Source organism: Mycobacterium sp. NGS48, from assembly GCF_059812585.1.
The window spans coordinates 44,190-68,910 of the sequence record NZ_JCALCY010000010.1; the positions used below are offsets into that span (position 1 = coordinate 44,190).

The 24,721-nt window shown below is 64.5% G+C and carries 25 protein-coding genes and 1 pseudogene; 13 read left to right on the forward strand and 13 right to left on the reverse strand.

The features are described 5' to 3' along the window. Positions 1–2: 2 nt before the first annotated feature. The 9 genes and pseudogenes from AC5Y42_RS17330 to AC5Y42_RS17370 all read right to left on the reverse strand — a co-directional run bounded on the left by AC5Y42_RS17330 (position 3) and on the right by AC5Y42_RS17370 (position 6,862). Positions 3–848 carry a TauD/TfdA dioxygenase family protein gene (locus AC5Y42_RS17330; protein ID WP_499899830.1) on the reverse strand — a complete coding sequence of 282 codons (846 nt, stop codon included), beginning with the start codon at positions 846–848 and terminating at the stop codon, positions 3–5. Positions 849–862: 14 nt separating this feature from the next. Then, positions 863–1,198, reverse strand: a complete 336-nt coding sequence (locus tag AC5Y42_RS17335) for a hypothetical protein (RefSeq protein ID WP_499899831.1) — start codon at positions 1,196–1,198, stop codon at positions 863–865. Beyond that, complete coding sequence (locus AC5Y42_RS17340; RefSeq protein ID WP_499899832.1) at positions 1,191–2,462, reverse strand: aromatic ring-hydroxylating oxygenase subunit alpha; 1,272 nt, start codon at positions 2,460–2,462, stop codon at positions 1,191–1,193. The genes AC5Y42_RS17335 and AC5Y42_RS17340 overlap by 8 nt, the downstream gene beginning before the upstream one ends. A gap of 15 nt (positions 2,463–2,477) precedes the next feature. Beyond that, positions 2,478–3,227, reverse strand: coding sequence for an SDR family NAD(P)-dependent oxidoreductase (locus AC5Y42_RS17345; protein ID WP_499899833.1), 750 nt, complete (start codon positions 3,225–3,227; stop codon positions 2,478–2,480). Next, positions 3,220–3,486, reverse strand: a pseudogene (locus tag AC5Y42_RS17350) (2Fe-2S iron-sulfur cluster-binding protein); the annotation flags it as partial. The pseudogene AC5Y42_RS17350 and the gene AC5Y42_RS17345, both read right to left, overlap by 8 nt. 67 nt (positions 3,487–3,553) lie before the next feature. After that, positions 3,554–4,012, reverse strand: coding sequence for a MarR family winged helix-turn-helix transcriptional regulator (locus AC5Y42_RS17355; RefSeq protein ID WP_499899834.1), 459 nt, complete (start codon positions 4,010–4,012; stop codon positions 3,554–3,556). A gap of 11 nt (positions 4,013–4,023) precedes the next feature. Then, on the reverse strand, positions 4,024–5,271 hold the full coding sequence (locus AC5Y42_RS17360; protein ID WP_499899835.1) for a metal-dependent hydrolase family protein: 1,248 nt from the start codon (positions 5,269–5,271) through the stop codon (positions 4,024–4,026). Continuing rightward, positions 5,268–5,597: a hypothetical protein gene (locus AC5Y42_RS17365; protein WP_499899836.1), complete on the reverse strand. Its 330-nt coding sequence runs from the start codon at positions 5,595–5,597 to the stop codon at positions 5,268–5,270. The genes AC5Y42_RS17360 and AC5Y42_RS17365 overlap by 4 nt, the downstream gene beginning before the upstream one ends. Further along, positions 5,597–6,862 carry an aromatic ring-hydroxylating oxygenase subunit alpha gene (locus AC5Y42_RS17370; RefSeq protein WP_499899837.1) on the reverse strand — a complete coding sequence of 422 codons (1,266 nt, stop codon included), beginning with the start codon at positions 6,860–6,862 and terminating at the stop codon, positions 5,597–5,599. Before AC5Y42_RS17370 ends, AC5Y42_RS17365 begins: the two co-directional genes overlap by 1 nt. Positions 6,863–6,966: 104 nt before the next feature. Between AC5Y42_RS17370 and AC5Y42_RS17375 the strand changes: the two genes are divergently transcribed. Next, positions 6,967–8,421: an aldehyde dehydrogenase gene (locus AC5Y42_RS17375; protein ID WP_499899838.1), complete on the forward strand. Its 1,455-nt coding sequence runs from the start codon at positions 6,967–6,969 to the stop codon at positions 8,419–8,421. Here the strand turns inward: AC5Y42_RS17375 and fadD17 are convergent. From fadD17 to AC5Y42_RS17390, 3 genes are read right to left on the reverse strand one after another with little or no spacing between them, the layout of a single operon-like run. Then, the gene (gene fadD17 / locus AC5Y42_RS17380; RefSeq protein ID WP_499899839.1) at positions 8,408–9,919 is read right to left on the reverse strand and encodes a long-chain-fatty-acid--CoA ligase FadD17; all 1,512 of its coding nucleotides are present in this window, start codon (positions 9,917–9,919) and stop codon (positions 8,408–8,410) included. The two genes, AC5Y42_RS17375 and fadD17, sit on opposite strands and share 14 nt — an antisense overlap. Beyond that, entirely contained in the window at positions 9,916–11,007 is a 1,092-nt protein-coding gene (locus AC5Y42_RS17385; RefSeq protein WP_499899840.1) for an acyl-CoA dehydrogenase family protein, read from the reverse strand. Before AC5Y42_RS17385 ends, fadD17 begins: the two co-directional genes overlap by 4 nt. A gap of 9 nt (positions 11,008–11,016) precedes the next feature. Continuing rightward, a complete protein-coding gene (locus tag AC5Y42_RS17390; RefSeq protein ID WP_499899841.1) occupies positions 11,017–12,198 on the reverse strand; it encodes an acyl-CoA dehydrogenase family protein in 1,182 nt (393 codons plus the stop codon). A gap of 134 nt (positions 12,199–12,332) precedes the next feature. Here AC5Y42_RS17390 and AC5Y42_RS17395 point away from each other — a divergent pair, with 134 nt between their 5' ends. From AC5Y42_RS17395 to AC5Y42_RS17450, 12 genes are all read left to right on the forward strand, one after another. Further along, positions 12,333–12,524: a ferredoxin gene (locus AC5Y42_RS17395; protein ID WP_499899842.1), complete on the forward strand. Its 192-nt coding sequence runs from the start codon at positions 12,333–12,335 to the stop codon at positions 12,522–12,524. A 13-nt stretch (positions 12,525–12,537) separates the two neighbouring features. Then, a complete protein-coding gene (locus tag AC5Y42_RS17400) occupies positions 12,538–13,452 on the forward strand; it encodes a 3-oxoacyl-ACP reductase (RefSeq protein ID WP_499899843.1) in 915 nt (304 codons plus the stop codon). A 259-nt stretch (positions 13,453–13,711) separates the two neighbouring features. Then, positions 13,712–14,476: an MlaE family ABC transporter permease gene (locus AC5Y42_RS17405; protein WP_499899844.1), complete on the forward strand. Its 765-nt coding sequence runs from the start codon at positions 13,712–13,714 to the stop codon at positions 14,474–14,476. 4 nt (positions 14,477–14,480) lie between these two features. Then, positions 14,481–15,323: an MlaE family ABC transporter permease gene (locus tag AC5Y42_RS17410; protein WP_499899845.1), complete on the forward strand. Its 843-nt coding sequence runs from the start codon at positions 14,481–14,483 to the stop codon at positions 15,321–15,323. A 60-nt stretch (positions 15,324–15,383) separates the two neighbouring features. Next, complete coding sequence (locus tag AC5Y42_RS17415; RefSeq protein WP_499899846.1) at positions 15,384–16,586, forward strand: MCE family protein; 1,203 nt, start codon at positions 15,384–15,386, stop codon at positions 16,584–16,586. Further along, positions 16,586–17,635 (forward strand): MCE family protein, encoded by a 1,050-nt coding sequence (locus tag AC5Y42_RS17420; RefSeq protein ID WP_499899847.1) that lies wholly within the window; start codon positions 16,586–16,588, stop codon positions 17,633–17,635. The genes AC5Y42_RS17415 and AC5Y42_RS17420 overlap by 1 nt, the downstream gene beginning before the upstream one ends. Beyond that, the gene (locus AC5Y42_RS17425) at positions 17,625–18,686 is read left to right on the forward strand and encodes an MCE family protein (protein ID WP_499899848.1); all 1,062 of its coding nucleotides are present in this window, start codon (positions 17,625–17,627) and stop codon (positions 18,684–18,686) included. The genes AC5Y42_RS17420 and AC5Y42_RS17425 overlap by 11 nt, the downstream gene beginning before the upstream one ends. Then, the gene (locus AC5Y42_RS17430) at positions 18,683–20,065 is read left to right on the forward strand and encodes a virulence factor Mce family protein (protein WP_499899849.1); all 1,383 of its coding nucleotides are present in this window, start codon (positions 18,683–18,685) and stop codon (positions 20,063–20,065) included. Before AC5Y42_RS17425 ends, AC5Y42_RS17430 begins: the two co-directional genes overlap by 4 nt. Continuing rightward, positions 20,062–21,216, forward strand: coding sequence for an MCE family protein (locus AC5Y42_RS17435; RefSeq protein WP_499899850.1), 1,155 nt, complete (start codon positions 20,062–20,064; stop codon positions 21,214–21,216). The genes AC5Y42_RS17430 and AC5Y42_RS17435 overlap by 4 nt, the downstream gene beginning before the upstream one ends. Further along, positions 21,216–22,925: an MCE family protein gene (locus AC5Y42_RS17440; RefSeq protein WP_499899851.1), complete on the forward strand. Its 1,710-nt coding sequence runs from the start codon at positions 21,216–21,218 to the stop codon at positions 22,923–22,925. Before AC5Y42_RS17435 ends, AC5Y42_RS17440 begins: the two co-directional genes overlap by 1 nt. After that, positions 22,922–23,653, forward strand: a complete 732-nt coding sequence (locus AC5Y42_RS17445; RefSeq protein ID WP_499899852.1) for an Rv1363c family protein — start codon at positions 22,922–22,924, stop codon at positions 23,651–23,653. The genes AC5Y42_RS17440 and AC5Y42_RS17445 overlap by 4 nt, the downstream gene beginning before the upstream one ends. Then, entirely contained in the window at positions 23,653–24,135 is a 483-nt protein-coding gene (locus AC5Y42_RS17450) for a mammalian cell entry protein (protein WP_499899853.1), read from the forward strand. The genes AC5Y42_RS17445 and AC5Y42_RS17450 overlap by 1 nt, the downstream gene beginning before the upstream one ends. A gap of 18 nt (positions 24,136–24,153) precedes the next feature. On the opposite strand, the gene AC5Y42_RS17455 is transcribed toward AC5Y42_RS17450, so the two are convergent. Continuing rightward, positions 24,154–24,717 carry a hypothetical protein gene (locus AC5Y42_RS17455; protein WP_499899854.1) on the reverse strand — a complete coding sequence of 188 codons (564 nt, stop codon included), beginning with the start codon at positions 24,715–24,717 and terminating at the stop codon, positions 24,154–24,156. Between the last annotated feature and the right edge of the window lie 4 nt (positions 24,718–24,721).

Here is a 24,721-nt window from a genome sequence, read left to right on the forward strand (position 1 = left end):
GGCTACTGGATCGGTTCGTCGCCGAGTACGGTGGTGCGCAGCATCTCTCGTGGTGAGTCCGGGTCGTAGGGTGCAGCCCGGTGCAGTACGCCCCGGTTGTCCCAAATCACCGTGTCGCCAACCGACCACCGGTGGCTGTAGACCTTGTCGGGCACGGTGGCGCGGTCCAGCAGTTCGGTCAGCAGTTCGCGGCCCTCGCCGAGATCCATGCCCGTGACGTAATCGGCAGAGGCGCCGAGCACCAGCGACTTGCGGCCGCTGTGATGCGTCCACACCAGAGGGTGTTCGTGGGTGCGGCGCGCCCGCCACCGCGCCAGCTGCTCGGGTGTGGGATTGGGGGTGATACGCCGCTGCGAGGCTTCCAGGGAGTGGACGACGCGCAACGATCCGTAACGTTGCTTCTCGTCGTCGCTCAACGCGTCGTAGGCGGCATATGAACTGGCAAACTTGGTTTCGCCGCCGCGTTCGGCGACGTGGACGGCCGACAGCACAGTGGCTTTCTGCGGGCATTCGTCGCCGATCGGGGTGCAGCCGTCGATATGCCAGTCGAAGGTGGCTCGTAGATAGGCCGCCGAGGAGTTCTTCGACACATCCAGGGTGATCGGGTAGATTCCCGGCACCCGATGGTGCCCATCGGAGGAGTAGTCGACCTCGCCAAGTCGACGGCAAAACGCCACCTGTGCTTCAGGATTCAGGTGTAGCCTGGGAAAGACCAGCACGCCGTTTTCTTCCAGCGCGTCGAGGACCGCTTCCCCGAGGGTGCCGTCGGTGGCCAGTCGATCGGGATCAATACCGTCGACCTCGGCGCCCACCGTGGTCATGAGCTTATTGATGGCAAGCAGACTCATCGTCTGTCCTTTCCTCACGGCACCGGTTCGCTGATTCGAGTCATGACGGCGTCGGCGGCGTCGGTGGGTTTGATTTGATGCATGACCTCGACTGACATGGCGACCATGATCAGCGAGTAGATGAGCTGCAGCAGATGCAGCGCGTCGTCGGGCAGGTCGTCGAGCGAGAACTTGTCGCAGTACTCGATTGCCTCTTCCAGCCGCGGGAAAAAGGCGTCGTAGAACTCCCGCATGTCGGCCATGCTGCTGGCCATTCGTCTATCCCACCGCTCGGATTCCGTCGGTAGACACCAGGTTTCGGCGTAGGGCTCGAGTTCGGCGAAGGCACTGGGCAGAAGCGGCTCAGACATGGGCCACACCCGCAGGTTCGTGCTCGCGTTGGTATTCGGCGACCCAGTCGCCGACCGCCTTATGCAGGTGGCGGACCAGGACTTCCTGATCGTTGAGTGGGAAGTCGTCGACGATGCCGGTTTCCAGTGCGGCCTGGGTGCCGCCCAGCATGCCGGCGTCTTGCAGCGCGAACTCTTTGAGCACCACGGCGGCGACCTCATGTTCGATGCGCTCACGCACGCTGCGAGCGGGGTGAAATGCGGTGTAGGCCTCGAACCGGTGGGTGTTGTGGGAGGTCGGCCAATACCGGTAGATCAGGTACCAGCCGCCGTAGATCAGGATCTCCAGGTTGGGGAAGATCTGGAAGTTGCTGATGCCCCATGGATCGATGCCGCCGGGGTTGAGCCCGGCGGGCAGGTCACCCAAATCCGGGGTCCGCCAGGGCCCGACAAGACCACTGCGAGTGGCTCGTTCGATCGGATACATGTACTCCGGTGCCATCAGCCAGCGGCGGGTGCCGGCGGTGGACACCAAGCGGTGTGGCCCGTCGATCTGGAAATGGGCGCATTCGAATCCGGCGTTGGGGTCGCGCACCGCGGGTGGAACCTGTTGTGGGTGCAACGCGGGGACGTGGTAGTACTCCTGGAACGCGTCGGCGAAGATCTTCCAGTTGCTGTTGTTGTCGGCCACCCAGTCGTAGCGTTCAGTGAGCTTATGGAACGGGTAATCGTCAAGTCCGGTGATCATCGGTCCGAGAAACTCCCGCAGACTTTGCCGCGGTTCGGGATCGAAGTTGACGAAGATGAAGCCGTTCCAGATGTCACAGTGCACCGAACGCAGCCCGTAGCAGTCGGTGTCGAGATCGAAGAACTCTCCTGGCTGCTGTACGAACGTCAGCGCACCGTCCAGGTCATAGCGCCAGCCGTGATATTTACAGGTGAACTGTCGGCACACGCCCTTGGTTTCCGCATTGGGGAAGTCGTTCCACACCAACTTATTTCCGCGGTGGCGGCAAATGTTGTGGAAGGCGCGCACCACCTTGTCTTTGCCTTTGACCACGATGATCGACGTGCCTGCTGCCGCGATGTCCTTGGTGAAGTAGCTGCCGACGCGCGGGACGTCCTCGATGCGGCCGACGTTGAGCCAGGCGCGCTGGAAGATCGCCTCGCGTTCGGCCGCATAGAACTCCGGTGACGTGGAATCTCGGAAGGAAACCGGCCCGGTCCCCAGATCGGGGTAGTGGCCGGTCCAGCTGCCCTCCGCTGGTTTAGGCCATCTCGCCACGTGAATCATCTCCTGTCACATCACTGCTCCGCCGTTGACGCCGAGCACCTGTCCGGTGATAAATCCCGCCTCCTGCGAGCATAAGAACCCGACCGCCGCCGCGATGTCATCACCGGTGCCGAGGTGTCCCACCGGAATCTGAGCGGCCATCGTCTCGTTCGACGGCAGGTTTCCGTCGGCTTGTGATTGGCGCTGCATTGGGGTCTCGATGCCTGACGGCGGGATGTTGTTGACCGTGATTCCCGCACCGGCATATTCGCGCGCCAGCGATTTGGTCAGGCTGATCAGCGCACCCTTCGAAGCGGCATAGTGGGCCATGCCCGGAGAACCGCGCTGGGCGGACGACGACGAGATCATCACGATGCGGCCCCAGCCCGCGGCCACCATGTCGGGCAGCGCCACCTGGCAGCAGTGAAACGTGCCGGTGAGGTTGACATCAATGATCCGCTGCCACGACTCCGGGGTGATCTCGCTGAACGGCTCGAAACCCACCATCCCCGCGCTGGTCACCAAAACGCCTACCGGGCCGAGCTCACTGCGTACCTTGGCGAACGCCTCCTCGACCGCTTGGCGATCGGTGACATCCACCTCCGCCGCCAGTGCGGTGACGCCATCGCTTCGCAGCTCGTCGCAAACCCGCTGGGCCGCTTGGCCGTTGAGATCGAGAACGGCGACCTTGTGCCCGCGGCGGCCAAGCTCGTGACAGGTGGCTTCACCCATGCCCGACGCGCCGCCGGTCACCGCAGCAACTCGCTGACTAGTCATAGACCACCCGCACCGAACGACTGGTCGGCAGCGACTGGCAGGTGAGTATCCAGCCGTCGGCGACTTCCTCCTCGCTCAACGCGTCGTTGTTGAGCATCCGCACGCTGCCCCCCACCAAGCGAGCCATACAGGTTGCGCACGAGCCGGTTTCACACGACGACGGCGCCGACAGCCCAGCCATGCGAGCGGTTTGCAGAACGGTGTTGCCGTCTCGATACGGGACTACGGTGGTGTGCCGCTCAAGCTGAATCGTCACTTCCTCCGTGACAGCGTCGTTCGTCGTCTGCTCCATCACACAGCAGGATATCAAGTACTTGCGACTAGTATCAAGTACTTGATTCATGATGATCCGTGTAGAGCGGATTGCCGGTGCCCTGTTCGACCACCCGGGCCAGCAGGTCGTGCAGCAGTTGTTGCTCGTCTGCATCCAGCACGCCGAAAACCCTTTCGTGAGCGGCCAGCGCATCGGCGAGTACGGCCGAGACCACCGCGCGGCCTTGGTCGGTGAGATAGGACTGCAGGATCCGGCCGTGCTGCGGGTCCTGTTTGCGCTCCACCAGGCCGCGGCTTTCCAGCGCGGTGATCGCCAACTGCACGCCCTGCGGACTGATCAGCAGCCGGCGCGCCAGCTCGGCACCGGACAGGCCGGGTTCATTGGCCAATTGACGCATCAGGCCGATCTGTGCGGTGGTCACCCCGTGGCTGCTGATCGCATCATTGACGGTTTTGAGTGAGAAGTGGAAGGCCTGCTTCAGCAGCCACAAGATATTGTCGGTGAGTTCCATGCTCGTTTTCCTCAGCGGACTAACGGCTGCTTGTAAACGCGACCGTCTTTCATGACGAACGACACGTCCAAAGTGGCGGTGATGTCGCGGGACGGGTCGCCGGGTACAGCGATGATGTCGGCGAGATAGCCAGGCGCCAGCCGGCCGAGCTCGTGGTCCGCGTCGATGAGCTCGGCGCTGGTCACGACTGCCGCGCGGATCGCCTGCATCGGTGTCATGCCGCGATCGACCAGTGCGCAGAGTTCCTTGGCGTTCTGGCCATGCGGTATTGCGGGCGCATCGGTGCCGCACGCAATCCGCACCCCGGCGGCAATTGCCTTGGGCAGCATGGATCTAGCTTGCGGGAATACCTCGGCGGCCTTCTTGCGAAGCTCGGGTGCCACCCGGTCGACCGCAAGCGCCTCGGTGAGATACGTGGTTGAAACCAGGAAGGTGCCGTGGTCGACCATCATCTGGATGGTGTCGTCGGTGGCCAGGAAACCGTGTTCGATGCAGTCGATGCCGGCGTTGATGCAGGCCCGGATCGCGCTGTCGCCGATCGCGTGGGCGGCCACCCGGATCCCGGCGCGGTGGGCCTCGTCTGCGATCGCGGCGAACTCCTCGTCGGAGTACTGCTGCGAGCCCGGCGAGGTGCTGTGCGACATGACGCCGCCTGAGGCCGACACCTTGATTACCTTGGCGCCGTGGCGGATCTGGTAGCGCACGCAGGCGCGCACGTCGGGTACACCATTGGCGATGCCTTCGGCTACCGACAGCGGCATGATGCCTGGGGCCAGGCGTTGGAAGACGGTCGGATCCAGGTGACCGCCATAGGGTGTGACGGCATGCCCGGCCGGCACGATCCGTGGACCGGCATGCCAGCCCTGATCGATCGCGCGTTCCAGTGCTACGTCGAGCAGGTAACCGCCGGTCTTGACCATCAGGCCCAGATTGCGCACTGTGGTGAAACCCGCATCCAGGGTGGTGCGGGCGTTTACCGCGCCGCGCAGGGTGCGGTAGGCCGGGTCGTCCTGCACGCCATGCATCGGCGACGGCAACCCTTCCGGTCCGCCGGGGCCGCCGATGAGCAGGTTGAGTTCCATGTCCATCAGCCCGGGTAGCAGCGTCACATCGCCGAGGTCGATCTCGGACGCCGAATCCGACGGTAGCTCAGGCGGATTGACCGCGGTGATCCGGTCATCGTCAATCACGATCACCGCCGGTGAGTGCACCTGTCCGGAGTCGACGTCCGCCCAGCGGGCGGCTCGCAGAACGATCACGGCACGGGTTCGCTGACGCAATCCAACGTCGATGCGCCCGAGTCGGGAATGCGCGGCTGCTTCCAGCATTCGACCGGGAAGGACACCATGATCATCGAGTACAGCAGATACATCAGGTTCATGACGTCGTCGGGCATGTCGTCAAGGCTGAACATGTCGCAATAAGCCAGCGCATCCTCGGCGCGCGGTGTGATGGCGTCGTAGAAGGACTGCATCTGGACCATCGTGCTGGTGAGCCGCTTGTGGTAGCGCCGGGGTTCGCTTGCCAGACACCAATCGGAAAACTGTTCCAGGTCTGCGAATTCGGGTGGCAGGTGAGCCGTCATCAGACCCCCACCGAGTTGCGCTGGTAGTCGTCGACCCACAGTGCGGTCTCGTGGTGCAGGTGCCGCAGCAGCACCTCCTGGTCGTTGAGGAGGAATCGGTCAACCGCACGCGATTCGACCATCGACTGAGTGGCCTCCAGTGTGTTGGCGTCCTGCAGACCGAATTCCTTGAAGGTCACCGTCGCCAGCTCCTGGGCGACACGTTCGCGCGGAGTGCGCGGCGGCGGGAAGTACAGGGTGCCCTCGAAGACATGGCTGTTATACGAGGTCGGCCAGTAGTGATAGGTCAAATACCAGCCCTGTCCCCAGATCAGGATCACGAAGTTGGGGAAGATCTGAAACGAGTCGAGTCCCCACGGGTTGCAGTTCGCCGGGTTGACGCCGGCCGGCAGCGTGCCGACATCCGGATTGTCCCACGGCCCGAAAAGCCCGCTGCGGCAAATGTCTTCGATGGGCTTGCGCATCTCGTCATCCATCTCCCACGCCCGCACACCCGAAGTCGACACCAGCCGGTGCGGCCCGTCGATGCGGTAGTGCGGCGCCTCGAAGCCGGCTTCCGCCGCCGCCTTGGAGTATTTGGTCGGTGACTGGTTGGCATGCAGCACCGGGGCGTGATAGAACTCCTGGAACGCGTCCAGGTAAAGCTTCCAGTTCGCTTTGACATCTGAGCGATAGCACCACCGCGACGTTAGTTGGCCGAACGGATAGCCCTTTAGGTCGGTGATCATCGGGCCCAGGAACTCCCGTAGCGACTGCTCGGGTTCGGCGGCGAAGTTGACGAAGATGAAGCCTTCCCATACGTCGCAGTGCACCGGCACCAGCCCGTAACGGTTCTTGTCGAGGTTGAAGAACTCGTTTTCCTGCGGGACATGGGTCAGGTGGCCGTCCAGGTCGTAACACCACGCGTGGTACTTGCACCGGAACTGGCGGCAAAAGCCGCTGGTTTCCTCCCGCGGCATGTCGTTCCACACCAGCTTGTTGCCGCGGTGGCGGCAAATGTTGTGGAACGCTGTGATGTCACCGGTCATGTTGCGCACCACGATGATCGAGGTGTTGGCAACCTTCAGCTCCTTGGTGAAGTAGCTGCCTTTGCGCGGAAGTTGCTCGGCACGGCCGACATTCAGCCAGGCCCGCTTGAAGATCGCCGCCCGTTCGAGTTCGTGGAACTCCGGTGAAATCGAATCCTCGTAGGACACCGGACCGGTTCCGAGATCCGGGTAGTGCTGCGTCCAGCTGCCTTCCGGCGGCTTGGGGAAACGAGCCATGTCTACTCCTGTCGCTCACGACCACCCGCCTGCAGCGCTGACCGTATATGCTCGAGACCGCAATCGCAAGTAGTTGATATTCCGGGGCGCGCGGGGAGGTTTGTGTGCAGCGACAAGACGCACTGTTCATCGGCGGGAGCTGGTCATCGCCGCGCAGCGATTCCGTGATCGAGGTGATCTCGCCGTCCACCGAAGCACCCGTCGCGCACGTGGCGTCGGCCGGACCTGCGGACGTCGACGCTGCCGTGGCGGCCGCGCGGGAGGCATTCGACCAGGGGCCGTGGCCGCGGCTCGATCCCGCCGAACGCATTACCGCGGTGCGGCGACTGGCCAAACGCTACGGTGAGCGCCGCTCGGAGATGGCCGAGCTCATCACCACTGAGATCGGCGCTCCAATCAGCTTCGCCCAGCGCGCCCAGGTCGGACTGCCGTGGATGATGATGGCCGCGTTCTGTGATCTGGCCGAAAGCCTGTCGTGGCACGAGCTTCGGGCCGGCCGCTACGGCGCCGATATCCACATTCGCCGCGAACCGGTCGGGGTGGTCGCCGCGATCGTGCCGTGGAACATGCCGCAGTTCCTGATCGTCACCAAGCTGGTGCCGGCGCTGCTGGCCGGTTGTTGCGTGGTACTCAAGCCGGCGCCGGAATCGCCGCTGGACGCCCTGCTGCTCGCTGAGCTCATCGAGCAACTCGAGCTGCCGCCCGGTGTGGTCAGCGTGTTGCCCGGCGGGGCCGACATCGGCGAGTACCTGGTCGGCCATCCCGGCGTGGACAAGGTGTCGTTCACCGGATCGACGGATGCGGGCCGGCGGGTAGCCGAAACCTGTGCCGCCGGTTTGAAACAGGTGAGCCTGGAGCTTGGCGGCAAATCCGCGGCAATCGTCCTCGACGATGCCGACCCGGGCGCGGTGGCGGCCGGAATCCGGTCAGCCAGCCTGTCCAACAGCGGACAGATTTGCAACGCGTTAACCCGAATCCTGGTGCCGGACAGTCGAAGAGACGGTTTCATCGACGCACTGGCGACCGAGATGCAGACGATTGTCGTCGGTGACCCTACCGATTCCGCGACCCAGATGGGCCCGCTGGTCGCGCGGCGGCAACAGGAGCGGGTGACCGGTTACATCCAGACCGGCCAGGCCGAAGGTGCCCGGCTGATCACCGGCGGCATCGGCATGCCGGATGGCGTCGAGCGCGGATGGTACGTACGGCCCACGCTGTTCGCCGACGCCGACAACACCATGCGGATTGCCCGCGAAGAAATCTTCGGACCAGTGCTCACCGTTATCGGCTACCGCAACGACGACGACGCGGTGCGCATCGCCAACGACTCCGATTACGGTCTGGCAGGGTCGGTATGGACCGACGACCCCGACCGTGGGGTGGAGTTGGCTGCCCGCATCCGCACCGGCACCTTCGGTATCAACCAGGGTTACACGATGGACCCCTACGCGCCGTTCGGCGGCGTCAAGTCCAGCGGCTACGGGCGGGAATTGGGCCGCGAAGGAATTGAGAGCTACCTGGACACCAAGTCGATCTCGGTGGCGCCTACTCGCGCCTGATCGCCCACACAGGATCCACACAGTCGACCCCCTCGGCCGAGAGCTCGCGTTTGAGCACCTTGAACGTCGCGGTGCGCGGCAGCGCCGTACTGATGCGGACGTAGCACGGCCACTGCTTGGGCCCCAGATCGGACTGCTCGGCCAGGAATGCGCGGAACGTGTCGGCATCGAATTCCGTGCCCGGGGCCATTACCACTGCGGCCATCACCTGGTCACCGACGGCCGGGTCGGGCACGGCGTACACCGCGACCTCGCTGACCCCCGGGTAGCGGGCCAGCACCCGCTCGATCGGCGCTGTGCCGAGGTTCTCCCCATCGACCCGCAACCAATCACCGAGCCGCCCAGCAAAATACACGTAGCCATTCTCGTCGCGGTAAGCCAAGTCACCGCTGTGGTAGACACCGTCGGCCATCCGCTGCGCGTCAGCCTCCGGATCGTTGTAGTAACCCTCGAACCGGCCCGGGCCGGCGATGTTCACCAACTCGCCGATCGCTCCGGGCGGGCAGGGGACACGGGTGTCGACGTCGATGATCCCGATGCCGTCGGGCAGCGGACCCAACGAGCCCTCCGGCGTGTCCGGTGTGCGGGCGATCGCGACTCCGCCCTCGGTAGAACCGAAGCCGTCGACGGCGATACAGCCGAATCTGCGGGCAAACTGCTCCACGTCTGCCGGCGCGCCCTCGTTGCCGTACACCACTTTCAGTGGGTTGCCGGCGTCGTCGGGCAGCTCGGGAGTGGCGAGCACATACGACAGCGGCTTGCCCACATAGTTGGCGTAGGTGACGCCGTAGCGTCGGATATCGGGAATGAATCCCGAGGCCGAGAACTTGCGGCGCAACACCATTGAGCCGCGGCACGTCACGGCCACTGACCACCCGACCAGCACCGCGTTGGAGTGGAACAACGGCATGGACACATAGCAGCGGTCATCGCGACCGAGCCCGAAACGTTCGGTCATTGTCACACCGGCGATCGCGACCTTGCCCTGACTGCATTTCACTGCTTTCGGATCACCACTGGTGCCGGAGGTGAAGATCAGCATGAACAGATCGGCGGGCGTCGCGGACCGGAACCGCACCTGTGCATCCGCGTGTGCGGCCACCTCGTCCGCCCAGGCCGTCGAGTCAACGTCGATATGCGGCATATCACCCAGTGCCGCAGCGGATTTCGAATCGGCCAGCACCAACTGGCAATCGGCGTGGTCGATGTCGCGGCCCAGCGCGGCGCCCCGGCGGACGGGGTTGAGTCCGACTGGCACGATGCCCGATAGCCCGGCCGCGACCAGCAGGGCAGAGAAGAACGGAGTGTTTTCCAGTAGCACCCCGACGTGGGGTGGCCGCACGGGGTCGAGCCGCTCGCCTAACGCGGCGGCCACCGCTGCGCCGTGCCGAAGGTGCTCACGCCAACTGGTGAACGAGTCTTCGAAGTAGACGCCACGATCGTCGACGTCGACCAACGGCTTGAGTAGGTCGGTGACAGTCGGGAGATCGTGAGTCACGCAGGCGTGTCCGCCAGTTCACGACCTATCTTGCGCAGCGCCCCGGTGGCGCTGCCCAGCGCGAACTCGGTCTCTTTGGCCGCCAGGAAGTAGCGGTGCACCGGGTGGTCGATGTCGATACCGACACCGCCGTGTACGTGAACAATGGTGTGCGCCACGCGGTGTCCCGCGTCGGCAGCCCAGAACGCCGCGGTCGCCACCTCGATGTCGGCAGGCAAGTCCTCAGCCAGCCGCCATGCTGCCTGAGTGAGCGTCAACCGCAAACCCTTGACGTCGATGTAGCCGTCCGCCAGCCGCTGGGCGACCGCCTGGAAGCTGCCGATCGGACGATCGAATTGTTCGCGGGTGCGCGCATATTCGGCGGTCAACTGCAGCCCGCGGTCCAGCGCACCGAGCTGAAATGCGCTGCGACCCAACGCAGCATGCGTGGAAAGCCAAGCGACCACCTCGTCGCCGCCGACCCGCCGCGCATCGCCCACCTCGACTCCGTCGAGCCGCAGGTGTCCCACACTGCCGAGACCGGTGGTCTCCAGCGCGGTCGCCGATACCTCTTCAGCAGTAACCAGGAAGACTGCTGTGCCGGAATCGGTTTCGACCGACACCAAAAATGCATCGGCAACCGGCCCGTAAAAGACCTGAGTACGCGTTCCGGTCAGCCGGTAGCCCTCACCGGAACGCGTGGCCTGCACCGGCCCGTCGCCCATTTCACCGTCCAGCGCCACGGTGAGGATCTTCTCGCCGCTCACCGCTGGCGCACCCCACTGCTGCTGAAGTTCCGCCGAGCCGAACCGGGCCAGCGCGCCACCGGCCAGCACCACCGACTCCAGATACGGCACTGCGGCCAGCCCCCGCCCCAGCGCAACCAGCACGGCGGTCTGCTCCAACACCCCGTACCCGCCGCCGCCCAGCGACTCCGGAGCCGCGGTGCTCAAAATGTCGGCCTCGATGAGGTTGCGCAGAAGGTCGCGGTCGAACCGTTGGTCCAGGCCGTCCAATTCTCGTTGGTGCTCCGGTGTGCAGACGGCGTCGACGATCGTGCCGGCCAAATCACCGAGGTCGTGCGCCGCTTCGGTTGTCGAGAAGTCCATCAGAATCCTTTACCGGTTGGCTCGGGGCAGACCCAGCGCCACCATGCCGATGATGTCGCGCTGGACTTCGTTGGTGCCGCCGCCGAAGGTGAGAATCAGGCAGGCCCGGTGCATCCGCTCGACCCGACCGCGCAGCAACGCGCCGGGCGAATCCTGCCGCACCGTCGCGGCGGTGCCGAGCACCTCCATCAGCAGCCGGTAGGCCTCGGTGGCCAGCTCGGTGCCGAACACCTTGGCGGCCGACGCATCCGCCGGCGACGGGGCGGCGTCGGCCGCCGACGCCAACTCCCAGTTGATCAGCTTGAGCACCTCGACCTTGGCGTGCACGCGCGCCAGGTTGAGCTGAACCCATTCGGAGTCGATCAGCCGGGCTCCACCGCCATCCTTGGTGTTCTGCGCCCATTCGCGGACCTGGTTGAGCGCCAAAATGATCGGTTGCGCGGACACCAGTGCGACGCGCTCGTGGTTGAGCTGGTTGGTGACCAGCTTCCACCCGCCGTTCTCCTCGCCGACCCGATTGGCCACCGGTACCCGGACATCCTGGTAGTAGGTGGCGCTGGTGTCCACGCCCGCCATGGTGTGCACCGGTGTCCAGGAGAAGCCGTCCGAAGCGGTCGGGACGATCAACATCGAGATGCCGCGGTGCTTCTTGGCTTCGGTGTTGGTGCGCACCGCCAGCCACACGTAGTCGGCGTAGGCGATCAGACTGGTCCACATCTTCTGGCCGTTGACGATGTAGTCGTCACCGTCGCGCACCGCTGAGGTCCGTAGGTTCGCCAGGTCGGTACCTGCGCCGGGCTCGGAGTAGCCGATAGCGAAATGCAGGTCGCCAGCCGCGATCTTGGGCAGGAAAAACTTCTTCTGTTCCTCGGTGCCGAAGGCCATGATGGTCGGCGCGACGCTGTTGATGGTCAAAAACGGCACCGGCGCCCCGGCGACCGCGGCCTCGTCGGCGAAGATCAGCGAATCCATCGGGGAGCGGTCCTGGCCGCCGTACTCTTTCGGCCAGTTCAGCGTAAGCCAGCCGTCCTTGCCCATCTGGGCGACCGTCTCCCGGTAGACGTTGCCTTCACCGACCTCACCCGACGTCGAGCTCAGGGCCTCGCGGCGCTCGGGGGTGATCAACTTGGCGAAGTACGACCGCAGTTCGCGGCGCAGTTCCTCCTGCTCCGGGGTATAACTGATGCGCATTGGCCGTCCCTTCGGGATCCCGTTTACCTCCCTGGTTGTAACACGTTCTAGTCTGGGGGTCCAGCGGCCGATTCGCCCGACCTTCCGTCGTATGGTGGGAATACCGGCACTCGGAAACGCCCAAGGAGGATCCCGTGCGAGTGATAGTGGACCGCGATCGGTGCGAGGGCAACGCGATATGCGTAGGAATCGCGCCGGATGTCTTCGAACTGGACGACGAGGATTACGCCGTCGTCAAAACCGATCCGATTCCTGCCGATCGGGAGGCGCTGGCCGAGCAGGCCATTGCCGAATGCCCGCGCGCGGCCCTGAAACGCGAAGACTAGAGGTATTCATAAATTGACTAGCAGCACGAACGCGACCGACCTGTCTGGGAAGGTCGCGGTGGTCACCGGTGCGGCCGCTGGCTTGGGACGTGCCGAGGCGATCGGCTTAGCCCGAGCCGGCGCCAGCGTCGTCGTCAATGACATCGCCACGGCGCTGGACGAATCCGACGTCCTCGACGAGATCAGCGCCGCCGGCGCCAAGGCGGTCGCAGTGGCCGGCGACATCAGCCAGCGCTCAACCGCCGACGAACTGGTCAGCTGCGCCGACGGCCTGGGCGGCCTGAGCATCGTGGTCAACAACGCCGGGATCACACGCGACCGGATGCTGTTCAACATGTCCGACGAGGACTGGGACGCCGTCATCGCGGTGCACCTGCGCGGCCACTTCCTGCTTACCCGCAACGCGGCCACCTACTGGCGGTCCAAGGCCAAGGAAGCCGGTGGGTCGGTCTACGGCCGGATCGTGAACACGTCGTCGGAAGCAGGTCTGGTCGGTCCGGTCGGGCAGGCCAATTACGGTGCCGCCAAAGCCGGCATTACCGCGCTGACCCTGTCTGCCGCGCGGGCGCTGGGCCGCTACGGGGTCTGCGCCAATGCGATCTGCCCGAGAGCGCGGACCGCGATGACCGCCGAGGTCTTCGGCGAGGCACCTGAGGTCGGTTCGGGCCAGATCGATCCGCTCTCACCCGAGCACGTCGTCACGCTGGTCCGTTTCCTGGCCTCCCCGGCGGCTGAAGCGGTCAACGGCCAGGTTTTCATCGTCTACGGACCCCGGGTCACGCTGGTGGCGGCGCCGACTGCAGAACGTCAATTCACCTCAGATGCGCAGGCGTGGGATGCTGGCGAACTCAGCGCAACGTTGCACGATTACTTTGCTGAACGCGACCCCGAGGTGAACTTTGCCGCGTCCAGCTTGATGGACTCTTGATCCGGTCGGGAGACAGGCGTCCCGGCTCAATGCAGCTAGAACACGTTACAGAATGACCTGGATCACAATAGCTTCTGACCTGGTCAAACTACTAACCTTGACCTAATTTTGCAGTTCTTTGACACTGCGAACCTGTTCTAGTTAATATGATCCAGCTCACGCGGAGCGTCGTCCGCTCAGAAGACAGCTTTGACGGCGCCGACCGGAGAAGTATAGCTTCGCTCCAAGTTGCAGGCTGCCGCGGGAGAAAGGGACCAGGTTGATCGAACAACTTGCGGTTCCGGCCCGGGCCGTGGGCGGATTCGTCGAAATGTCCCTAGAGACGTTCAGCAAAAGTTTTCGACGCCCATTCCAGTTCCGTGAGTTTCTCGACCAGACCTGGATGATCGCCCGGGTCTCGCTGATCCCGACGCTGCTGGTAGCCATCCCGTTCACGGTCCTGGTGGCGTTCACCCTCAACATCCTGTTGCGCGAACTCGGCGCAGCCGACCTGTCCGGAGCGGGAACCGCCTTCGGCACCATCACCCAGCTTGGTCCCGTCGTCACCGTGCTGGTGGTGGCCGGTGCGGGCGCCACTGCGATCTGTGCAGACCTCGGCGCCCGGACCATCCGCGAGGAGATCGACGCCATGCGGGTCTTGGGCATCGACCCCATCCAGCGTCTGGTCGTGCCCAGGGTGTTGGCATCGACGTTCGTCGCGTTGCTGCTCAACGGCTTGGTCTCGGCGATCGGGATCGCCGGCGGGTACGTCTTCTCGGTGTTGCTGCAAGGCGTCAACCCGGGCGCCTTCGTCAACGGGCTGACCGTACTGACGCACCTGGGCGAGTTAGTGCTCTCCGAGGTCAAGGCGCTGTTGTTCGGTGTGGTGGCCGGCCTGGTCGGCTGCTACCGGGGGCTGACGGTCAAGGGCGGCCCGAAAGGGGTCGGCGTCGCCGTCAACGAGACCGTCGTCTACGCGTTTATCTGCCTGTTCGTGATCAACGTGATCATGACGGCGATCGGCGTCCGGGTGCTGAGCCGGTAAGCCCATGAGTTACGACGCCACGCTGCGCTTTCGCCGCTTCTTCTCCCGATTCGCCGGACCGGTCGACAGCTTCGGTGAGCAGGCGCTGTTCTACGGCGAATCGATGCGCTACATCCCGAATGCGCTGACTCGCTACCGCAAAGAGACCGTCCGGCTGATCGCCGAGATGACGATGGGCACCGGCGCGTTGGTGCTGATCGGCGGAACGGTCGGGGTCGCAGCGTTTTTGACGTTGGCATCCGGTGGTGTCATCGCGGTGCAGGGCTACGAGTCGTTGGGCAACATCGGCATCGAGGCCTTGACCGGTTTTCTGTCGGCGTTTCTCAATGTCCGCATCGTCGCCCCGGTGGTGGCCGGAATTGCGCTGGCCGCCACTATCGGCGCCGGTACCACCGCACAGCTCGGCGCGATGCGGGTGGCCGAGGAGATCGACGCGATCGAATCGATGGCCGTGCACTCGGTTTCCTACCTGGTATCCACCCGGTTGATCGCCGGCCTGATCGCGATTATCCCGCTGTATTCGTTGGCCGTGCTGGCCTCATTTTTCGCCGCTCGGTTCACCACCGTGTTCATCAACGGTCAGTCGGCGGGACTGTATGACCATTACTTCAATACATTCCTGAATCCGACCGACCTGCTGTGGTCGTTCCTGCAAGCCATCGTGATGTCGATTGCGGTCATGCTGGTCCATACGTATTACGGCTACAACGCTTCTGGCGGGCCGGTGGGCGTCGGCCTGGCGGTCGGCCAGGCGGTCCGCACGTCGCTGATCGTCGTCGTGGTCATTACTTTGTTCATCTCGCTGGCTGTTTACGGCGCGTCCGGTAACTTCAACCTCTCCGGGTAGGCAGGCGACGATGCACAGCGAAGCGATGAAACCGAGCCAGGGAATCCGGTAGAGGGAGCGATGGCAAGCACGGGCGCGCGACGCACACACGTCAGGCTGGCAGCAACGCTGCTGGCCTCTCTATTAGTGGGCTTTGCGCTGTTGACGTACCTGTCCTACAACGCCGCATTTTCCTCGACCGACACCGTCACGCTGACCGCGCCGCGCGCCGGGCTGGTGATGGACCGCGACAACAAAGTGAAATACCGCGGCATCCAGATCGGCAAGGTCAAGAACATCAGATACGCCGACGAGCAGGCCCAGCTCGAGTTGGCTATCGACAGCCGAGAGCTGCGTTTCGTTCCGTCCAATGCCACCGTCCATATCGCCAGCAACACCATCTTTGGGGCCAAGTCGGTGGAATTCATTCCGCCGCAGACACCGTCGGCGAATTCCCTTCGTCCGGGAGCGCACCTGAAGGCGGACACGGTTTCCCTGGAAGTCAACACGTTGTTCCAGTCGCTGATCGATCTGCTGCACAAGATCGACCCGGTGGACCTCAACGCCACCCTGAGTGCCGTCGCCGAGGGGCTGCGCGGTCACGGCGATGACCTGGGCGCGCTGCTGGCGGGTACGAATACCCTCACCCAACAGGCAAACCCGCAATTGCCGACCCTGCGGCAAGACTTCGCCAAGGTGGCCGAGGTGGCCAACATTTACGCGGCCGCTGCACCCGACCTCGTCACCGTCTTTCAGAACACGCCGACGATCGCCAAGACCGTCGTGGACCAGCAAGGCAACTTGAATGACACGCTGTTGGCGGCAATTGGCCTGTCCAACAACATCTATGACACGCTGGCGCCCGCTGAGCAAGACCTCATCGACGCCATCAAGCGGCTGCGAGCTCCCCTGAAGGTCGCCGGCGACTACTCGCCGGAGTTCGGCTGCATGTTCAGGGGAATCCAGCGGGGTCTCGACGAGTTCGCGCCGCTGCTCGGCGTGAACAAGGCCGGTCTGTTCACCTCGTCGAGCTTTGTTCTGGGCGCGCCGTCGTACACCTATCCGGAGAGCCTGCCGATCGTCAACGCCTCCGGCGGCCCAAATTGCCGTGGGCTACCTGACATTCCGACCAAGCAGACCGGCGGCTCCTGGTTCCGGTCACCGTTCCTGGTCACCGACAACGCCTACATCCCGTACGAGCCGTTCACCGAAATGCAGGTGGATGCGCCGTCGACGCTGCAGTTCCTGTTCCACGGAGCTTTCGCAGAACGGGACGACTTCTGATGGCCGCCGGGTACGAGTCGCACCGCTCGATGATGGTGAAGGTCGGCATCTTCACCGTGACCATGCTGCTGGTCGCCCTCGGGCTGGTGGTGGTCTTCGGTGAGTTCCGGTTCGGCCCGTCGAACGCGTATCACGCCAACTTCTCCGACGCGACGAAGCTGAAGTCCGGGCAGAAGGTCCGCATCTCCGGTGTGCCGGTCGGCGCGGTGAAAGGTGTCAAGCTCAACCGCGACAACAGTGTTGACGTGGCGTTCACCGTTGACAAGCGCTACACGCTGTATTCGTCGACCCGAGCGGTGATCCGCTACGACAACTTGGTAGGCGACCGGTTCCTGGAGATCACCTCCGGTCCCGGCGAGCTGCGCAAGTTGCCGGCGGGCGCGACCATCGACCGGAACCACACCCAGCCGGCGCTCGATCTCGATGCGCTGCTCGGTGGCCTGCGCCCGGTGGTCAAAGGCTTGGACGCCGACAAGGTCAACACGATCAGCGGCTACGTGATCCAACTGCTGCAGGGTCAGGGCGGAGCGCTGTCCAACCTGCTGGCCGACACCAATGCCTTCAGCTCGGCGCTGGGCGCACGTGACCAGGTCATCGGCGACGTGATCACCAACCTCAACGCCGTGCTGACCACCGTCGACGACAAGGGCGCACAATTCTCGGCCAGCGTCGATCAGCTGCAGCAGTTGATCACCGGGCTGGCGCGGAACCGCGACGCGGTGGCCGGTGCAATCCCGCCGTTGGCATCCACGACCGCGGATTTGACCGAGTTGCTCAAGGGCGCACGCCGGCCGCTGCAGGGCGTCATCGAAAACACCCGGCCCATCGCCACCGAACTTCACGATCGCCAAGACGAGGTGAACAACGACATCGAGCAGCTGGCCGAGGACTATCTGCGGCTGTCCGCGCTCGGTGCGTACGGGGCGTACTTCAACATCTATTTCTGCGCAGTGTCGATCAAGATCAACGGGCCGGCCGGTAGCGACATCCTGATCCCGATGGGCGGCCAACCGGACCCCAGCAAGGGGAGGTGCGCTTTTGCCAAATAGAGCAGAAGGCCGCGATCCGCTGCGGACCGGCATCTTCGGAATGACCCTGGTGATCTGCATCGTGTTGGTCGCATTCGGCTACACCGGACTGCCGTTCTGGCCGCAGGGCCGCGGTTACGACGCCTACTTCACCGACGCCGGCGGCATCACGCCCGGCAACGACGTCTACGTATCGGGTATCAAAGTGGGCCAGGTGAAGTCGGTCGCGCTGGCCGGGGACGCCGCCAAGGTGTCCTTCACCGTGGACCGCCACGTCGCCGTCGGCAGTCAGTCGCTGGCATCGATTCGGACCGACACCATCCTGGGTCAGCGAGCGATCGCGGTGACCCCGGCGGGCAGCGGTAGCGCAACGGCGATCCCGCTGAGCCGGACGACGACACCGTATGCCCTCAACTCCGCGCTGCAGGATCTGGGCCGCAACTCCGGCGACCTGGACAAGGACCAGTTCGAAAAGTCGCTGCAGGTTCTCACCGATTCGCTGCAGGATGCCACCCCGCAGTTGCGTGGTGCCCTGGACGGCGTGACGTCATTGTCTCGCACGCTGAACCGTCGCGACGAAGCGTTGGGAAGCCTGCTGGCACACGCGAAGTCGGTGACGGCCATCCTGGCTGACCGCGCCGGCCAGGTCAACCAGCTGATCCTGGACGGTAACCAATTGTTCGCCGCGTTAGATGCGCGCCGTGCTGCTCTGGGTCAGTTGATCGCCGGGATCGACGATGTCTCCCACCAGCTTTCCGGTTTCGTCGCCGACAACCGCAAGGAATTCGGCCCGTCGCTCTCCAAACTCAACCTGGTGCTGGATCAGCTCAACGAGCGCCACGAGTACATCAGTGAGGCGCTCAAACGACTGCCTTCATACGCGACCACGCTGGGTGAGGTGGTTGGCTCGGGACCCGGATTCAATGTCAACGTGTACGGCGCGATACCGGCACCGATCGTCGGGATCATGTTCGACGCCGTCTTCCAGCCCGGCAAGATCCCGGACAGCTTGGCAGATTACCTGCGCGGGCTGATCCAGGAGCGGTGGATCATTAGGCCGCAGTCGCCATGACGATCCTCTCCGTCCTCCAACAACGCAGCCGAACGCTGCGGCTGACGCTGGCCGTCGCGCTCGCGGTTCTCATCGCTGCGGGCGCTTACCTGGTCTGGCCGGCTCGCACCGGTCACAAGATCGTCGGCTACTTCACGTCCGCTGTCGGGCTCTATCCCGGAGACGAAATCCGCATTGTCGGGGTGCCGGTGGGCAAGATCGACTCGATCGAACCGCGCGCGGCGGACGTGAAGATCACCATGTCGGTAGACCGCGGCGTCAAAGTCCCCCAGGATGCCCGGGCGATCATCATGGCTCCGAACCTGGTGGCAGCGCGCTTCATTCAGCTCGCCCCCGCCTATACCAGCGGGCCGGCAATGCCTGACGGGGCAAGCATCGACTTGTCTCGCACCGCCACGCCGGTGGAATGGGACGAGGTCAAAGAAGCGTTAACGGATTTGGCCAACCGGCTCAGTCCGGCAGCAGGACAGATGCAGGGACCGCTGGGCAAGGTGATCAACCAGGCCGCGGACACCTTCGACGGCACCGGCGATTCGTTTCACAGCGCGCTAACCGAACTGTCGCAAGCCGCCGGCCGGTTGGGCGATTCGCGCACCGACATCTTCGGCGCGGTAAAGAGCCTGCAGGTGTTGGTCGAAGCGCTGTCGTCGAGCAACGAACAGATCGTCGCGTTCTCCGGGCATGTGGCCTCGGTGTCGCAGGTGCTCGCCCACAGCTCGGACCATCTCGATCAGACCATTGGCACGCTCAACCAGGCGCTCAACGATGTCAAAGGCTTTTTGCACGAGAACAACTCGACGTTGATCGGAACGGTCAACAAGGTGGGCGATTTGAGCAAGACCTTCAGCGACCAGAGCGAGAGCATCGAACAGGTGATGCACGTTGCCGGTCCGGGGATCAGCAACTTCTACAACATCTATGACCCTGCGCAGGGCACACTGAATGGTTTGTTGTCGCTTCCGGAATTCGCCAACCCGGTTCAGTTCATCTGCGGCGGCTCGTTCGACACTGCTGCCGGTCTGGTCGCGCCGGACTACTACAAGCGCGCCGAGATCTGCCGGCAGCGGCTGGGTCCGCCGCTACGCCGGTTGACGGCGAACTACCCGCCGATGATGTTCCACCCGATCAACTCGATCACCGCCTACAAGGGCCAGATCATCTATGACACGCCGGCCACCGAAGCGAAGGCGCAGACGCCGATTCCGGAGCTGACCTGGATACCGGCGCCCGGTGTTACTCCGCCCAACCCGGACGACTTGCAGGCGCTGTTCGTTCCGCCCGCCCCCGGCGCGCCCAGCGGTCCGGCACCCGGACCGGCGCCGGCGCCCGCCGGCGCGCCGATCGCCCCGCTGCCCGCCGAACAGGGAGCCGGCGGGTGAGTCGAAAACTGCGGTGCAGCATAGTAATCGGGGTAGGCAGCGTGTTGCTCGCCGGCTGTCAGTTCGGCGGCTTGAACTCCATCGCACTGCCTGGCACCGCCGGTCACGGCATTGGCGCTTACTCGATCACCGTGGATTTGGCCGACGTGGCAACGCTGCCGCAGAACTCGCCGGTCATGGTCGACGACGTCACCGTCGGCAGCGTCTCGGGAATCGACGCGGTGCAGCGCCCGGACGGAAGTTTCTTTGCCGCAGTCAAGTTGGCGCTGGACCGCAACGTGGTGCTGCCGGCAAATTCGACCGCCAAGGTGGCGCAGACCTCACTGCTGGGCTCCCAGCACATCGAACTGGCTGCTCCGAAGAAGAATCCGGCGGGCAGGTTAGCCGACGGTTCGACCATCCAGGAGTCGCACACCAGTCGCTATCCCACCACCGAAGAGGTGCTCTCGGCGCTGGGTGTGGTGGTCAACAAAGGTAATCTCGGCGCGTTGCAAGAGATCACCGACGAGACATATCGCGCGGTGGCAGGCCGGGAAGGCGCATTCGAGGGCCTGGTGCCGCGGCTCGCGGAGCTGACCGCGGGATTGAACAATCAAGTCAACGACATCATCGCCGCCCTCGACGGCTTGGACCGGTTCTCGACGATCCTGGCGCACAACAAGGACAGTCTCGGACGGGCGCTGGACTCGCTGCCGGAGGCGCTGCTGGTTCTCAACAAGAATCGAGACCACATCGTCGAGGCGTTTGCCGCGCTCAAGAAGATGGCGACGGTGACGTCGCATGTGCTCGCGCAAACCAAGGTCGACTTCACCGAGGACGTCAAATACATCTACTCGGCGACCAAAGCGATCGCTGACAGCAAGAAAGAATTCGTCAGCTCGCTGCAGCTCTTGCTGACGTTCCCATTCCCGAACTACGGCATCAAGCAGGCGGTGCGCGGTGACTACCTCAACGTGTTCACCACGTTCGACCTGACCGTGCGCCGGCTGGGTGAAACATTCTTCACCACATCGGTTTTGGACCCGAACATGCGTCACATGGACGAGATCCTCAACCCGCCGGACTGGCTGATCGGCTCGATGGCCAACCTGTCCGGCCAGGCGGCTGACCCGTTCAAGATTCCGCCCGGGGCGGTCGGAGGGCAGAACTGATGATCGACCGGCTGACCAGAACGCAACTGGCCATCTTCGCGGTGGTCACCGTGATCACGGTTGCCGTGATGGCGACGTTCTACCTACGGTTGCCCGCTGCGCTGGGCGTCGGTACCTACCAGGTGACCGCGGACTTCGTCGCCGGTGGCGGTTTGTACAAGAACGCCAACGTCACTTACCGCGGTGTCGAGGTCGGCCGGGTGGAGTCGGTGACGCTGAACTCGAACGGCGTCGATGCGGTCATGCGGCTCAACAGTGGAACTACGGTCCCGTCGAACGTGACTGCCACGGTGAAGAGCGTGTCGGCCATCGGGGAGCAGTATGTCGACCTGGTACCCGGCGACAGCCCGGCGGCGGCCAAGCTGCACAACGGATCTCGGATCGGCCAGCAGAACACCCGGATCGGCCAGGACGTCGCCACGCTGCTGCGCCAGTCCGAGACGCTGGTCAATAGCGTGGCGGACACCCGGCTGCGGGAGCTGCTGCACGAGACGTTCAAGGCGTTCAACGGAACCGGCCCGGATTTGGCAAGACTGATCGAGTCGTCGCGGCTGCTGGTGGATGAGGCCAACGCCTACTATCCGCAGACTTCGCAGTTGATCGATCAGGTAGGCCCGTTCTTGCAAGCTCAAATCCGCTCGGGTGACGACATCAAGTCGCTGGCCGACGGGCTGGCGCGATTCACGTCCGAGGTGCGGCAGGCCGACCCGCAGCTTCGCGAGCTGTTGGCGGTGGTTCCCTCCGCGGCCGACGAAGCCAACACGGCGTTCTCCGGCATCCGTCCGTCATTCCCGATGCTGGCGGCCAGCCTGGCCAACCTGGGACGGGTTGGTGTCATCTACCACAAATCGATCGAGCACCTGCTGGTGGTGTTGCCGGCGCTGTTCGCCGCGATCACCACTTCAGCCAACGGCGTACCCCAGGACGAGGGCGCCAAGCTGGACTTCAAGATCAATATCGACCCGCCGCCCTGCAACACCGGCTTCATCCCGCCGCCGATGATCCGCACACCCGCCGACGAGACGGTGCGGGAAATCCCGACCGATATGTACTGCAAGACCGCCCAGAACGACGCATCCACCGTACGCGGCGCGCGCAACTACCCCTGCCAGGAATTCCCGGGCAAGCGGGCGCCGACGGTCGCACTGTGCCGCGACCCGCGCGGCTACGTGCCAATCGGCACCAACCCGTGGCGCGGACCGCCGATCCCGTACGGCACCCCGATGACCAACGGGCTGAACGTCACGCCGCCCAACCATTTCCCGTATATCCCGCCGGGCGCCGACCCTGACCCGGGTACACCGATAGTGGGCCCGCCCCCGCCTGGTGTGGTCCCCGGACCCGGTCCCGCTCCGCACCAGCCGTTCCCGGTCCCGCCGCCGCCCAACACCGGCGGGACCGATGGCCGGCAGGCGTGGATACCGCCGGCGCCCTACCCGCCGCAGCCACCGCAAATCCCGTTCCCGAAGAACCAACCACCGCCGCCACCGCCGATCGGGATCAATCCGCCGCAAGGCCCACCGGCGGAGAAGCCATGGGGCCCGCCGCCCGGACCGGTGCCGCAGGCCAGCGGTGCGGCCTACACGACGTATGACCAGGCCACTGGAACTTTCCAGGACCCGTCAGGCGGCACTGGTATCTTCGCGCCCGGCAGACCATCGACCGCGGAGAACTGGGTGGACCTGATGCGCGATCCGAGGCAGTTGTGACCGACGCCGAGCCGACCGCAAGCGCGGCCGGGCCGGGCGCGGCGGGTCGACGACCGACGAACCCCGAGCCGACGAAGCGCCACACGCGTCGGCGGGCTTCGCGCGCGGCCGGCCCGACCGGCGGTGAGCCGGCTACCGCTACCACGGTCCACGTAGAGACACCGTCCGAACCAGCCAAGCGGCGGGCCGCGCCGCTCGGGCCGCCGCCACGCCGGCCCGCACATCGCCGGCTGGTGGGCGCAATCGCGGTGACGGCCGGACTGGTTGGGATCGCAGCGCTGACTGCCGGGGTGGCCCTGTTGTTCTTCCAGCAGCGCGATGCCGACGCCCAGCGGGCGCGCGACCAGCGCTTCGTCGACACTGCCACCCAGACGGTGGTCAATATGTTCAGCTATACCCAGGAGACCATCGATGAGAGCGTGACTCGAGCGGTCGACGGCACCAGCGGGCCGCTGCGTGGCATGCTCAGCAGCAACGCCGAGAACATCAAGACCCTGTACCGCCACACCGACGCCACCTCAGAAGTGGTCGTCAACGGCGCCGCGCTGGAAGGCGTCGACGATGTCACCGACAACGCGTCGGTGCTGGTGTCGGTGCGGGTCACCGTGACCGACCTCGACGGTGTCAACAAGCCGTCGTCGCCCTACCGGATGCGAGTCATCGTGCACCAGGACGACACTGGACGGATGACCGGATATGACCTGAAGTATCCGGAGGGTGGCAATTGATGCGGTGGTTGATCGCCGCCGCCGTCAGCCTGATGACCACAGCCTTCGTCGGGTTGGCCGCGGCCGGAGGCTGGTTCTACTGGGACCGGGTGCAGGCGCACGGCGAGCAGTCGGCGCGGGCCGTCCTGGCGCCGTTGGCCGCCAAGGAGATACCGCAGGTGTTCGGCTACGACTACCAGACGGTCGAGCGTAGCCTGACCGCCACCTATCAGCTGCTCACGCCCGGCTATCGGCAGGAGTTCGAAAAGAGCGCCACCCAGCAGATCATCCCGGAAGCCAAAAAACGTGAAGTGGTCGTCCAGGCCAACGTTGTCGGTGTGGGAGTCATGGCAGCCAAACGTGATTCGGCGTCGGTCATGGTCTACCTGAACCGCACGGTGACCGATAAATCCCGGCAACCGGTCTACGACGGCAGCCGATTGCGGGTGGACTACAAGCGCGTCGGCGGAAAGTGGTTGATCAACTACATCACACCGATTTAGCCCGCCGGGCAGTTCGGCTCAGCGGCAACTGCCGATCGGGTCACACTCCAGCGGGTAGCGCTCGACCGGGTTGGGCAGCGGTCCCTTGAGCGCCAGCGTGAACGGTGTTTTCGTCATCGCCGGCTCCATACCGCACACCGCGCCGTGGAGGCTCGTGTGGGTGCCGGTCAGCGATACGTCGTCGAAGGCGTAGGTGTCCGTTGACGCCGCGGTACTGCCGTCCGGACATGACACGCCATTGGACTTCCCGACCTTGAATGTCCACAGATCGCTTGTCAACCGGGCCCGTCCGATGTAGTTCGCCCGCTTCTCGCCGACAGAGATGACACGCGGTGTCGTGCTCGAGACATTAAGTGCGCAAAGGTCTGCGGCGATGACGGGGTCGGTGAAGTCGGGAATGGCACGCTGGCGGGATATCGGGTCGCACAGCGCGGTGATCTTCCAAGTCCCTGCCGGCACACCCTCTTCGGTGAACGTGTAGATACCGTCAGGCGGCGGGCCCAGCGCCTGGGCGGGGCTCGCGGATCCCACAGCCACCAGTGCCACGCCGGCAGCGGCGCTCAGGCCGCGGAAGATTTTCACGCGT

Coding starts and splice junctions, on each gene's coding strand:
- AC5Y42_RS17330 (WP_499899830.1), bottom strand. CDS start 848: ATGAGTCTGCTTGCCATCAATAAGCTCATGACCACGGTGGGCGCCGAG.
- AC5Y42_RS17335 (WP_499899831.1), bottom strand. CDS start 1,198: ATGTCTGAGCCGCTTCTGCCCAGTGCCTTCGCCGAACTCGAGCCCTAC.
- AC5Y42_RS17345 (WP_499899833.1), bottom strand. CDS start 3,227: ATGACTAGTCAGCGAGTTGCTGCGGTGACCGGCGGCGCGTCGGGCATG.
- AC5Y42_RS17355 (WP_499899834.1), bottom strand. CDS start 4,012: ATGGAACTCACCGACAATATCTTGTGGCTGCTGAAGCAGGCCTTCCAC.
- AC5Y42_RS17365 (WP_499899836.1), bottom strand. CDS start 5,597: ATGACGGCTCACCTGCCACCCGAATTCGCAGACCTGGAACAGTTTTCC.
- AC5Y42_RS17370 (WP_499899837.1), bottom strand. CDS start 6,862: ATGGCTCGTTTCCCCAAGCCGCCGGAAGGCAGCTGGACGCAGCACTAC.
- AC5Y42_RS17385 (WP_499899840.1), bottom strand. CDS start 11,007: ATGGACTTCTCGACAACCGAAGCGGCGCACGACCTCGGTGATTTGGCC.
- AC5Y42_RS17390 (WP_499899841.1), bottom strand. CDS start 12,198: ATGCGCATCAGTTATACCCCGGAGCAGGAGGAACTGCGCCGCGAACTG.
- AC5Y42_RS17410 (WP_499899845.1), top strand. CDS start 14,481: ATGAGTTACGACGCCACGCTGCGCTTTCGCCGCTTCTTCTCCCGATTC.
- AC5Y42_RS17415 (WP_499899846.1), top strand. CDS start 15,384: ATGGCAAGCACGGGCGCGCGACGCACACACGTCAGGCTGGCAGCAACG.
- AC5Y42_RS17420 (WP_499899847.1), top strand. CDS start 16,586: ATGGCCGCCGGGTACGAGTCGCACCGCTCGATGATGGTGAAGGTCGGC.
- AC5Y42_RS17430 (WP_499899849.1), top strand. CDS start 18,683: ATGACGATCCTCTCCGTCCTCCAACAACGCAGCCGAACGCTGCGGCTG.
- AC5Y42_RS17440 (WP_499899851.1), top strand. CDS start 21,216: ATGATCGACCGGCTGACCAGAACGCAACTGGCCATCTTCGCGGTGGTC.
- AC5Y42_RS17450 (WP_499899853.1), top strand. CDS start 23,653: ATGCGGTGGTTGATCGCCGCCGCCGTCAGCCTGATGACCACAGCCTTC.